This is a genomic window from Acinetobacter sp. YH12129 (assembly GCF_013418685.1).
GTDB classification, from domain to species: Bacteria; Pseudomonadota; Gammaproteobacteria; order Pseudomonadales; family Moraxellaceae; genus Acinetobacter; species Acinetobacter amyesii.
This window is the reverse complement of the sequence record NZ_VPBP01000004.1, coordinates 163257-175584: the sequence shown is the minus strand read 5'-3', so window position 1 is coordinate 175584 and position 12328 is coordinate 163257. Positions and strand designations below refer to the sequence as shown.

The window sequence follows — 12328 nt, the reverse complement described above, 5'->3', positions numbered from 1 at the left end:
AATCATTATTCTTTAAACATGAAACTACATGCCTTTTTATTAATGCATAAAAAAAAGCACCCGAATAGGATGCTTTAGTTCATTTTAAAAAGTTTCAGATCAATGACATTAAAGCGTCAGGGCCATGAAAATTCCAATAAAAATCATAAGCCCTACCCAGCGGTTATGGCGAAACGCCCAAAAACATAACTGCGGATCACGGCCTCTGGTTTTAGTCCATTGGTAAATAAAATCGGCAGCCACAGCCAACATTGCAACTAAACCAAATGGCATCAAGAGATCTTCTAAATACAACGCAGAACCAATCAGTACAATGCTTAGCGCCTGTAATAAAGAAATGATTTCTATATCATATTTACCAAATAAAATCGCAGTTGATTTCACGCCAATTTTCAAATCATATTCACGGTCAGTAATGGCATATTGTGTGTCATATGCAACGGTCCACGCCAAATTACCAAAGTACAATAACCAGCAAGTCAAATCAGGTGTTTGCCCCACAGCGGTGTAAGCCATAGGAATCGACCATGAAAATGCCGCGCCTAAAAATACTTGTGGCAGATGCGTGTAGCGTTTCATAAAGGGATAAATGAACGCTAAAAACAATGCACCAAAGGACCAATAAAAAGTTTCTATCGGTAAAAAGAACAACATACATGCGCTAGCAAGTACCAAGATCAAGAACACATATATGGCTTCTTTAGCACTAATCACTCCAGTGGCTAAAGGACGATGTTTGGTTCTTTCCACAGCACCATCGACTTTACGGTCAGCAAAGTCATTAATCGCACAACCTGCTGCACGCATAAATATCGTGCCCAAAATCATGGGAATCAAAATACTGAATTGCGGTGTTCCTTGATTGGCAATCCACAGTGCCCACATGGTTGGCCAAAAAACCAGTTCCGTGCCAATTGGCTTATCGAAGCGACATAAATAGTAATAAGCTTCTAAACGCTGCTGCCAAGTAATCTGTTGCACCACGGCCATGACTGTCCTTCATCTGGTAATGTTATTTCTGCAAATATTGTTCAAAACTCGCTAAAAAAGTTTCCTGAACAATAAATTTACAACCATGCCAAGTATAACAGCTCTGACGTGTCCAACCATCGTCTAGCCACAGTACACGCCGCTCACACTTCGGATTGGTACGCTGAAATAAAAAATGTCCGATCGGTTTTTTACCAATATGCTGAAAAATCCGCGCACGTCCTTGTATGCTAAGGATTGGAAATATACTTTTTGCCTTGACCCACGGCTCAGCTTCACAGCCATATAAATAACTTTCACGTACCCAAGCTGTGTGCTGTATTGGCATTTGTAGCCACCGTGCATCTTGAAGCGTCATACGTTGAAATTGCTCAATACTCGGCTCAACTTTAAATACACCTTGGGCAAAATCTGTTAATTGTTGGGTTAATGAACCCGAAGCATACAACCATGTTCTTAATTCAGGAGACATTCTTTTATCCCGCATTTCGCATGCTTGACGCTGCATATTTCATTTCCCTTTAACCATTTGCTGAGTATAGCGAATCATTAGTGTAACCAACTCAACATCGTTTTTCATGACCAATAGCTTGTTTTCAGTAAAATGAGCAAAACCAAAACAGCTTAAGCACTTCATTACATATGCAATCAACACAAACCTCACATACACAGTATGATGTCGTGGATAACCACTAAATTACACAAGCATAATGTTTCCATTTTACCCGCTACATGTTTTTATTTTTTTCGTTTTACTTTGTGCCAATATCACGGTTCAAGCAAAATCTATTGCCCTCAGTTTTGATGATGGATTAAATCCAGCGTTTAACGCACAAGCGGAACAAATCAATGCTCAAATTTTAAAGCATCTGCATGATCAGCAAATCAAAACTATAGTTTTTCCGAGCCTGATTAAAATTGGTGATTATCAAGGCAAGTAACTGATTCAAGCGTGGGGACAATCCGGCCATCTGATTGGCAATCACAGTGCATTGCACCAAAACCTGAATAAACAAAGTGTCACTGTACACGATTATCTACACAGCATTGAACAGGCGGATACCGTGCTAAAAACGTTGCCGAATTACACACGTATTTACCGCTATCCATTTTTAAAAGAAGGTAATAGCGCTGAAAAACGTGATGCTGTCTATCTATGGCTAGCACAGCATAAATACCGCATTGGCGGAGTCAGTATAGATGCCAGTGACTGGTTTTATAACCAAAAATATCTCGACTATGCCAAACAGCAAGATCAGGACAAATTAGACCCCCTAAAACAAGCGTATATTGCTCACCTGCTTCACCGAGCAGATTATTATGACCAACTTGCCCAGCTCACCATAAATCGTTCACCACAGCATGTTTTACTTTTACATGTGAATGCTATTAATGCCGCATTTTTAAAAGATCTCCTTACCGCCTTTCAGCAACATGGCTGGACTTTTATTTCAGCAGCAGACGCCCTACAAGACCCACTATATTCACAGCGCAGCCAAAACATCCCTGCGGGAGAGAGTGTGATTTGGTCCATTGCCAAAACCAAAGGATTCGAAAACTTACGCTACCCTGCCGAAGATGCGCCATATGAAATCGATAATTTAAAACAGCATGATTTGCAATGATGGTTGGTGAATTGCTAGACATTCAATAAAAATGACCTGCTGTGTTTCAGGTCATTTTTTAAGTTCAATTTTTTTAGTGTTGAATTAAAAGTTATCTGTCTTGGCAATGGCTTCAAACTTGCCTTGCGGCGTTTTTATTAAAACCAACCCTTCGGTCGTAATATAAAAACTTTCAGGGTATTCAAACTCCAATGCCAGCTCTGGGTTTTTCAGCTCGACAAATTGAGCCTGCTTATAACCTTCAACTGTCCGTCCCACTTCCAAATAAGTCACTTCTGAGAAGTTGAGTTTAAATCCCTTTGCCTGATCCGCTGGATCAATCCAAGGGAAAAAACCGGTATGTTTTTTACGTGGTTTTGCCATGTTTAGATATTCATTCAACTCTTTGCTTTATCTTAACCCATCCCATAAAAAAACCCGCACAAGGCGGGTCTTTTTACAGTGAAATTCTGTACAGAATTACAAGCTGTAGTACATGTCGAATTCAACTGGGTGAGTAGTCGTGTTAAGACGACGAACTTCTTCAGTTTTAAGTTCGATGTAGGCATCAAGCATTTCTTTAGTGAACACGCCACCTTTAAGAAGGTAATCATGGTCAGCTGCAAGAGCTTCAAGCGCCATATCTAAGCTATGAGCCACTGTAGGGATTTTAGCTTCTTCTTCAGGAGGAAGGTCGTACAAGTTCTTGTCAGCAGCTTCACCTGGGTGGATCTTGTTTTGAATACCGTCAAGACCAGCCATAAGAAGTGCAGCGAAACCTAAATACGGGTTCATCATTGGATCTGGGAAACGTGCTTCGATACGTTTGCCTTTAGGGCTAGAAACATAAGGAATACGGATAGAAGCTGAACGGTTACGTGCTGAGTAAGCAAGCATAATCGGTGCTTCAAAATGTGGAACTAAACGTTTGTACGAGTTAGTCGAAGGGTTTGTGATTGCGTTCAATGAACGAGCATGTTTGATCACACCACCAATGAAGTATAACGCCATTTCTGAAAGACCAGCGTATTCATCACCAGCAAACAAGTTCTTGCCGTCTTTAGAGATCGACATGTGAACGTGCATACCAGAACCGTTATCGCCAACCATTGGTTTAGGCATAAACGTAGCAGTTTTAGCATATTGGTGAGCAACGTTCCAAACAGCATATTTGAACTGTTGTACTTCGTCCGCTTTACGAACCATAGTGTTGAAGCTTACACCGATTTCAAGCTGGCAAGATGCAACTTCGTGGTGATGTACTTCTACACGACCTGGGCCCATGATGTCTTCAATTTTTGCACACATATCTGCACGCATATCTTGTGAAGAATCTACAGGAGGAACTGGGAAGTAACCACCTTTCACACGTGGACGGTGACCAGAGTTACCCGCTTCGTAATCTTTACCAGTAGACCAAGCAGCTTCTTCAGCGATTAATGTGTGACGCGCGCCAGACATATCGATGTCCCATTTTACTTCGTCAAAAACGAAGAATTCTGGTTCTGGACCAAAGAAAGCTGTATCACCGATACCAGTTGATTTTAGGTATTCTTCCGCACGGCGAGCAATAGAGCGTGGGTCACGTTCATAACCTTGACCAGTTGAAGGTTCGATAACATCACAAGTCACAACAACTGTAGCTTCTGCAAAGAACGGGTCGATAAAACAAGTTTCTGCATCTGGACGTAAGATCATGTCAGATGCTTCAATGCCTTTCCAACCAGCAATTGAAGAACCATCAAACATTTTGCCATCTTCAAACGTATCTTCGTCGATTGAATCTGCTGGGTAAGTTACGTGTTGTTCTTTACCCTTAGTATCAGTAAAGCGAAAATCGACCCATTTTGCGCCACTTTCTTGGATGAGTTGAAGGACCTTGTTCGCCATGCTCATTTTGCTCCGATGATTTTTTTGTGCACACTGAAGTGCGTGTTAGTAGTTGGTAGTTATTAAGCAATTACCGTACCAACTTTTAAAAGCTAAGCTAAAATACTGAATTCCTTATCAGAATAGAAGATTTTAGCTCCTTGCTTTTCGACTATTATACTGTGTGTAACAGTAAATGCACCATATTCAGCCACTCTTCATCACTTTTGTTTAAAAACTTCTCGCAGGTGTATCAAAATAGTGCAACTTGGTTTTGCACCAGTATGCACCAAAATGATTAATCGCTTTCAACGATAAAATTATTAGGATTTTATTCAAGCTTTAAGGTCGAATTTAAATACGATAGAAACTAATGGTTTAGCTAGTTCTAGATGGAAAAATACCAGCGTGATAACTATATTCATGATCGATATTTAGGTTTTTTGAGCCCTTAAAGCACTCTTTTTTTGAAGTAGATTTAACCATTTTGTTTTAATTTTGATCAATCTACCTTTGCATTAATTGTGCTCCATTTTGGTGATTTTGCTTCAAAACGGTTCATATTTTTCCAGCTAGAGCCTGAATTGCAATTTTTAACGACAGTAAGCAGATCTTTTTAAAATATCAATTGAACACATTTTAAACACTTAAATTCAGCCTATTGCTTTGTTCAACTTAAATCCTAAATTTATAAGTCGATAATTTGCTGAAATGATTTCAGTTGCGATGAACTTTGGCGAAATTGTTCAGCAGAAATTGAATAATATTTGCTATGATTGGCTGCATTCTAAATATTTCACTATTTTTCTATTTAAAATATCCACACGATATTTGGGTCAATATACAACTATTTAGAATCATTTCGGACTATTCTAAGCACAGTTAAGTGCATAAATTTCAAAGGTTAATACGCTCATGCTTTTGATGATCGACAATTATGACTCTTTTACCTACAACATCGTCCAATATTTTGGCGAGTTAAATCAGGAAGTAAAAGTTGTACGTAACGATGCCGTGACATTGGAAGATATCGAGCGATGGCAACCGAAGTATTTAGTCATTGGTCCTGGCCCTTGTTCGCCAAGTGAAGCAGGTATTTCAATTCCTGCGATTCAACACTTTGCGGGAAAAATTCCTTTACTCGGTGTGTGTTTAGGCCACCAAGCCATAGGACAAGCTTTTGGCGGCGATATTATTCGCGCTAAAAAAGTGATGCACGGTCGTTTATCTGACATGTATCACAGCGATCAAGGCATTTTCAGCAACCTCCCTTCGCCATTTTCAGCAACGCGTTATCACTCTTTGGTGATTGATCAAGCGACTTTGTCTGAATGTTTAGAAGTGACCTGCTGGACCAATGAAGAAGATGGCACGATGGAAGAAATCATGGGAGTCAAACATAAGACATTGCCTGTCGAAGGCGTGCAGTTTCACCCTGAATCAATTCTTAGTGAACATGGCCATCAAATCTTTAAAAACTTCTTAGAAATTTACGCATAATCGAGTGCAAAAAATATTATGAATATTCAACAAGCTTTAAATAACATCACGAAAAATATTGAACTCACTCAACCTCAAATGGAAGAAGTGATGCGTACCATCATGCAAGGTGAAGCGACCGATGCTCAAATTGGCGCACTCATGATGGGCTTACGCCAAAAAGGTGAAAGTATTGATGAAATCACTGCCGCAGCACGTGTAATGCGTGAATTTGCGATCAAAATTGATGTCAGCGATCTGCCACATTTGGTAGATATCGTTGGCACGGGTGGTGATGGTCAAAACTTATTTAACGTCTCTACTGCGTCTAGTTTTGTTATTGCAGCAGCAGGTGCAACTATTGCTAAACATGGTGGTCGTGGTGTTTCATCAAAATCAGGCTCTTCTGATCTTTTAGAACAAGCAGGGATTAACCTTGACCTTAACATGCAGCAAACTGAACGCTGTATTCGTGAAATGGGCGTGGGTTTCCTCTTTGCACCTAATCATCATAAAGCCATGAAATATGCTGCTGGTCCACGTAAAGAATTGGGCTTCCGTAGTATTTTCAACCTACTTGGCCCGCTTACGAATCCGGCCGGCGTAAAACGTTTTGTGATTGGTGTTTTCTCTACAGAATTATGTCGTCCTATGGCTGAAGTTTTAAAACAACTCGGTGCAGAACATGTCTTGGTGGTGCATTCAAAAGACGGTTTAGATGAAATTAGCCTTGCATCAAGTACTTATGTTGCAGAACTTAAAGATGGCGAAGTCACTGAATGGGAAATTCAGCCGGAAGCTGTAGATATCGAGTCGCAAACCTTAACGGGTCTATCTGTAGATAGTGCTGCGGAAAGTCTAAAATTAATTAAAGATGCTTTAGGTAAAAATAAATCTGCACTCGGTGATAAAGCCGCGAATATGATTGCCCTAAATGCAGGTGCCGGTATCTATGTTTCAGGCTTAACCAAAAGCTATAAACAAGGTGTTGCATTAGCACATGACATTATCTATGGCGGTCAAGCCTTAGAAAAAATGGGCATTTTGTCTGAATTTACTAAAACTTTAAAAGAATACGAAGCTTAAGATTAGGACACAGATCATGGTAGATATCGCCAATACAATTTTAGGTAAAATTGTTGACCGTAAAAAAGAAGAATTTGCAGCCCGTCTTAAACAACGTAGCTATAAAGATATCGAAGAGCTAGCCCAAGCAGCTACACCCGTTCGAGGTTTTGCACAAAACCTCGGCTCTAAACGTCCGGGGGTGATTGCTGAAATTAAAAAGGCATCACCATCGAAAGGCATCATTCGTGAAAACTTTAACCCTGCTGAAATTGCGCAGCAGTATCAAGATGCTGGTGCAGCATGTTTGTCTGTTCTCACCGATGCGGATTTTTTCCAAGGCGCAGATGAAAACATTCAGATTGCACGTACGAACTGTGACTTACCTGCGCTTCGTAAAGATTTTTTAATTGACCCTTATGGCGTAATTGAAGCACGTGCATTACATGCTGACTGTATTCTTTTAATTGTGGCTTGTTTATCAGATCAGCAATTGGAAGAAATGTCTAAAACAGCTTTTGAACATAACTTAGATGTGTTGGTTGAAGTGCATGATGAAGATGAGCTGGAACGTGCAATGCGTCTTTCTGACAATTGTCTACTAGGCGTCAATAACCGTAATTTAAAAACCTTTGATGTTGACCTCAACACATCATTACGTTTGAAAAAGTTACTTGAACCTTCTCGCCTACTCGTGACAGAAAGCGGTATTGCCACACCCACAGATGTTGCCATGATGCAAGAACATGATATTCATGCATTCTTGGTCGGTGAAAGTTTTATGAAGCAGCCACGCCCTGATCAGGCGTTTAAGGAGCTGTTTGGTGTGCCTGATAAAATATAAATGAAATATGTAGGGTGAGTTCGCTCACCCTTTTTCTCCTTTGCATCCATATTAAAAAAATTACACATCCTTTTTATAATTTTTATTCATTTGAGAATTAAAAATAATGAAGTCGATTATTTCTTCTACTCTTCTATTCATTTCATTAATCTTGGTTTCACTACACCAGATGAGTTGGGCAAAAAATATAACTCTGTATACAGGCTCACCGTATCTTATTGACCAAAATCATATCCTCTACTTTAATATTTCCACTATGCCCGAAGGCATCATTGCTGCGCAGATTGACCTAAATCAAATTTTTCCAAATATAAATACTCACGTGCTAAAGGGCAAAAATTATGATTTCAATAAGAATCAAATTGAAATCATTAGTTATCAAGGCTTACCAATAGTCATTAATTACTCAATCAATACTAAAAACAAGAATATTGAAAATTCAACCTATTTTTCTATTTCTAAAGAACATAAAAATTCTTTATCAAAACCAATCAATATTAAATCTCACCCTATTTCCATGGAAAAATTAAATTATTTTGAACAGATTTTTTATAAAGATATCCCTCATTTATTGAAAAAAAATTTAGCTGATGAGCCATATTTAATAAATATATTCATGTTCCATGCAGCAATAAATGATTTTGATGATATGAATGATTTTTTCCAAAATGCGATAAAGAACCTGACACAGAAAAATGATATTGATAATTATGAAAAAGCCAAAAATTTGTATCTTGAATATTTAAATTTTGGTGAAAACAATGAATTTTATGATACCACCTTAATTATGGCGGCTATCGAGCACACAGATATTTCTTTCATCAAAAAAATGAAGCTGAGAAAAATAAATGAACTTGTAGTAGATGAAGTTGAACCACAAACATATTATTTCACTAGATGCTCCCCATTAGGTAAAGCTATCCGCCTAAATCAATATCAGATAATTTCTTATTTACTTGAAAAAGGCGCTTCAACCGAAATCGTGTGTATTTCTAAATTTAATGAAGAACAATCAGCATTAGCTCTTGCAGAACAATATAAAAATAAAAAAGTTATTAAATTAATTAATTCAACTTTGAAGCCCAAATAGGACTTGTAATGAATTAGGAGATCTTCTTTATATAAAGTCTTTCCAGTTCAAATCAGTGCCATTTAAGGCTATAATTGCACTAAATTTTTGTATATTTCCCGTTTTTTCATTATGAGCAAACACGATTCTTCGCTTTCAAAAGATCAGTACAACCTACTGAAATCTTTTAAAAAGCAAATTACGAATCCACATTCCTCAACGATTGCTAAACAGCCTGAGCCAACGCCAAAGACTGTTGAACAAGAGCAGGAAGAAGACTTCGCGCTTTTCCAAAAGCAAATGCAAGGTGTTCAAAAAATGAATGCAGGAAATACTGCAAAAATGGAAAAAGTGGGTCGTAAAAAACCTGATGCGCAAACGTTGGCTAAACGTGCTGCTGCAATTGGTCCTATGGAAACAGATGATGCATTACTTTCTGATACGCAAGCGATGCTCAACCCTGTTGCCAGTCAAGCTGCTTTAAGCTATCGCATTGCAACCTTACAACATAAAGTTTTTGAAGATTTGAAAGCTGGTAATCTACGTTGGTTTGAAGCTGTCGACTTACACGGTTGCACTGTTGAAGAAGCCCGTTCTGCCGTGCTGCAAATTATTCAAATGGCGAAAGATGACAATCAAAACGTCATTAAAATTGTGCATGGCAAAGGTCCAGAAGCAATTTTAAAAACTTATGTAAATAGTTGGTTACGTCAACACCGTGACGTATTGGCATTTGTGAGCGCCCCAGAAAAACAAGGCGGTACAGGTGCTGTACTGGTTCTGCTTAAACGTGCAGAAAAGAACCCACAGTTTAAACAATAATCGGATTTAACTCCAAAAGAAGGCATTGTAATAGTTTTCTGCTACAATGCCGTCCTTGTTCAATCTCTCAGTGTAAGTGAACACGTCTTATGTCTATGCAGCAATCCTACGCAAATATCCTAACTGCCGTTGGTGAAGATCTGAATCGCCCAGGTCTTAAAGATACGCCTATGCGTGCTGCTAAAGCTTTTTCATATCTTACTTCTGGTTATAGCCAGACACTTGAAGAAGTGACCAACAATGCGGTTTTCCCATCCGATAACCGTGAAATGGTCTTAGTTAAGAATATCGAATTCTATTCTTTGTGCGAGCACCATTTATTGCCATTTTATGGCCGTGTACATATTGCTTATCTCCCAGAAGGCAATGTTTTAGGTTTATCAAAATTTGCACGTATTACAGAAATGTTTGCCCGTCGCTTACAAATTCAGGAAAACCTCACTCAGCAGATCGCTGAAGCTGTGGCTGAAGTGACTGGTGCACGTGGTGTTGCTGTGGTGATTGATTCAGCTCACATGTGCATGATGATGCGTGGTGTAGGTAAACAAGAGTCTACAACACGTACCGTTTCTTTTGTCGGTGACTTTAAAACCAATAAAGAAGAACGCCGTGAATTCTTAAGTGCTGTGCCTGAAAGCTATTAATAGAACATTCAGCGTTAGCACTCATAAAAAAAGCCTCGAGCTCTTGAGGCCTTTTTTATTTGTGTTTTAATGTCGCAAATCGTTTGCTTTGATAGCAAAGCACTATTTTCAGGATGAATCATGTCAGATGTATATATTGCCGGTCAGGGTTTAGCGCAAGCCAAACACAGCATAGACTTCCCTCGCCCAGACCGTTTGGTTCAGGGCAATCCTAAACGTGAAACTGCAAGCCTGTATGTACACCCCAATATGGACTGCGGGATTTGGCAATGTGAAGTTGGCGCATGGAATATTGTCTTTGCACCGAACAAACAAGAGTTTTTTACTATCCTTGAAGGATTAGTACGTATTCATGATCAACAAGGCGGATATATCGAGGTTTCCGCTGGCCAAGCGGGCATTATTCCCCCATCGTTTCAGGGCAAGTTTGAAGTTGTCGAAGCCGTCAAAAAATACTATGTGGTTGTCGAAGTTTAAATTACGGTACATCTCGCATAAAGCGTATTTACCCATAAAAAAAACTCCCATATGTGGGAGTTTTTATTCTCAGGATGAATTAGATATACGACAAATGCTTTGTGACTTGAATACAGTTTCGACCATTATTTTTTGCTGCGTACAAGGCATGATCTGCGGCATCTAAGAAACGCTGATAGTCAGGATGTCCATCATACTGCACACAACCAATACTTACGGTAAAACTAAATTGCTGACCTTGTGCCGTTCGGATCAGGCCCTTTTCAATATATTGGCGAATATTTTCTGCAATTTTCATCGCACGGTTTACACCAGTATCCACCAAGAGTAATAAGAACTCTTCCCCACCGATACGGAATGCATAATCGCTACCTTGACTATAACGCTGTAAGGCTTCGGCAATAAATTTAAGTGCAAGATCACCTGCCGCATGACCAAACTTATCATTGATCATTTTAAAATAATCCGCGTCAAAGGCGAGCAAAGACAACGGCGTTTCATTTTGCCGCGCAAAGGTAATTTCACGTGAAATAATCGTACTGAGATAACGACGGTTCAGAAGTTGAGTTAAAGAATCATTGCCAGACTCAATATATTCAGCCACTTGAAATAGTTGATCGACTAAATGCTGAATTTCACGGTTCAATTCACGAATCTGTTGAATCAACTGTTGCAGCTGATCTTTTTCCGTCATCTGCATCGTTTGCTGGGTTAATTGATCGACTTCATAAATTCGGTCAATAATCAGTTGCACCTGATCTGAACCTGAAAAAGCATATGCCGCTTTATTAATGAACCATAGCCCAAACTCTGATTTTGAAAATAAGGGATGATAAAAACCAACATTGCCCGAAAAGATTTTAAACATCAGTTCATTTTCCCAATCGAGCAATGAACCCCGTTGTTTATCTTTATGCACGGCCACATCTTGCATCGCAGAAAATAAGCGATAATTGTGTTTTGTTTCTTGGTTTTTTTCCGTATTGATCTCATAAGATCGGCACATGATTTCAGTGCTGAACCCCATAATTTGTACAATATAACTACACATATGGAGAATATTTTGTGTTTGGTTTAACTCTAAAATTTCAAATATTTTACGTTCTATTTCACGCACACCACGTATGATGAACCATGACGGAATACCAACACGCGCGTGTACCATTCCAACTTTCTGCTGTCTTTTGACTGAGCTTTCAAATTCACCATTCAGTGCGACATTAAACGTTTCTAACAACCATTTTCTTAAAGTGTCGATGAGCCTTTTTTGAATGATATCGTCTTTAAAAAATTCAGCTGACTCTGGCTCACGTGACATTTGTTCATAAAAAACAGTAACTAAATGTTCAACATGCCTTTGGATAAATTGCAATGCTGCAAGATGTTCATTTTCAGTATATTGATCACAAATATCTTTCCAAGCCTGACTTAGACCTGTAATACATTCTTGATTCATTCGGTGACA

Annotated in this window: 12 protein-coding genes and 1 pseudogene; 8 read left to right on the top strand and 5 right to left on the bottom strand. The window is 39.0% G+C overall.

What is annotated here, in order from left to right; genetic code table 11:
- Positions 1-108: 108 nt before the first annotated feature.
- Positions 109-990 (bottom strand): 4-hydroxybenzoate octaprenyltransferase, encoded by an 882-nt coding sequence (gene ubiA / locus FTU65_RS04375; protein WP_180064998.1) that lies wholly within the window; start codon positions 988-990, stop codon positions 109-111.
- A gap of 22 nt (positions 991-1012) precedes the next feature.
- The gene (locus FTU65_RS04370; RefSeq protein ID WP_111884531.1) at positions 1013-1498 is read right to left on the bottom strand and encodes a chorismate lyase; all 486 of its coding nucleotides are present in this window, start codon (positions 1496-1498) and stop codon (positions 1013-1015) included.
- A gap of 202 nt (positions 1499-1700) precedes the next feature.
- Between FTU65_RS04370 and FTU65_RS04365 the strand changes: the two are divergent.
- Positions 1701-2615: pseudogene (locus tag FTU65_RS04365) on the top strand (polysaccharide deacetylase family protein).
- A gap of 84 nt (positions 2616-2699) precedes the next feature.
- Here FTU65_RS04365 and FTU65_RS04360 read toward each other — a convergent pair.
- Together FTU65_RS04360 and glnA are read right to left on the bottom strand one after the other, a co-directional pair.
- Positions 2700-2978 (bottom strand): hypothetical protein, encoded by a 279-nt coding sequence (locus tag FTU65_RS04360; RefSeq protein ID WP_111884533.1) that lies wholly within the window; start codon positions 2976-2978, stop codon positions 2700-2702.
- 96 nt (positions 2979-3074) lie between these two features.
- A complete protein-coding gene (glnA, locus tag FTU65_RS04355; RefSeq protein ID WP_171319222.1) occupies positions 3075-4490 on the bottom strand; it encodes a type I glutamate--ammonia ligase in 1416 nt (471 codons plus the stop codon).
- An 888-nt stretch (positions 4491-5378) separates the two neighbouring features.
- Between glnA and FTU65_RS04350 the strand changes: the two genes are divergently transcribed.
- From FTU65_RS04350 to FTU65_RS04320, 7 genes are all read left to right on the top strand, one after another.
- Positions 5379-5963 carry an aminodeoxychorismate/anthranilate synthase component II gene (locus FTU65_RS04350; protein WP_218949484.1) on the top strand — a complete coding sequence of 195 codons (585 nt, stop codon included), beginning with the start codon at positions 5379-5381 and terminating at the stop codon, positions 5961-5963.
- Positions 5964-5981: 18 nt separating this feature from the next.
- Positions 5982-7028 carry an anthranilate phosphoribosyltransferase gene (gene trpD / locus FTU65_RS04345; protein ID WP_168379163.1) on the top strand — a complete coding sequence of 349 codons (1047 nt, stop codon included), beginning with the start codon at positions 5982-5984 and terminating at the stop codon, positions 7026-7028.
- Positions 7029-7044: 16 nt separating this feature from the next.
- On the top strand, positions 7045-7851 hold the full coding sequence (gene trpC, locus FTU65_RS04340; RefSeq protein WP_180064999.1) for an indole-3-glycerol phosphate synthase TrpC: 807 nt from the start codon (positions 7045-7047) through the stop codon (positions 7849-7851).
- A 169-nt stretch (positions 7852-8020) separates the two neighbouring features.
- Complete coding sequence (locus FTU65_RS04335; protein WP_257222589.1) at positions 8021-8941, top strand: hypothetical protein; 921 nt, start codon at positions 8021-8023, stop codon at positions 8939-8941.
- Between the two features lie 111 nt (positions 8942-9052).
- A complete protein-coding gene (locus tag FTU65_RS04330) occupies positions 9053-9742 on the top strand; it encodes a Smr/MutS family protein (RefSeq protein ID WP_078190270.1) in 690 nt (229 codons plus the stop codon).
- A gap of 95 nt (positions 9743-9837) precedes the next feature.
- Positions 9838-10386: a GTP cyclohydrolase I FolE gene (gene folE / locus FTU65_RS04325; RefSeq protein WP_171262632.1), complete on the top strand. Its 549-nt coding sequence runs from the start codon at positions 9838-9840 to the stop codon at positions 10384-10386.
- Positions 10387-10506: 120 nt separating this feature from the next.
- Positions 10507-10863, top strand: coding sequence for a cupin domain-containing protein (locus FTU65_RS04320; RefSeq protein WP_078191972.1), 357 nt, complete (start codon positions 10507-10509; stop codon positions 10861-10863).
- A gap of 79 nt (positions 10864-10942) precedes the next feature.
- Here the strand turns inward: FTU65_RS04320 and FTU65_RS04315 are convergent, their stop codons facing one another.
- Positions 10943-12319, bottom strand: coding sequence for a diguanylate cyclase (locus FTU65_RS04315; RefSeq protein ID WP_180066397.1), 1377 nt, complete (start codon positions 12317-12319; stop codon positions 10943-10945).
- Between the last annotated feature and the right edge of the window lie 9 nt (positions 12320-12328).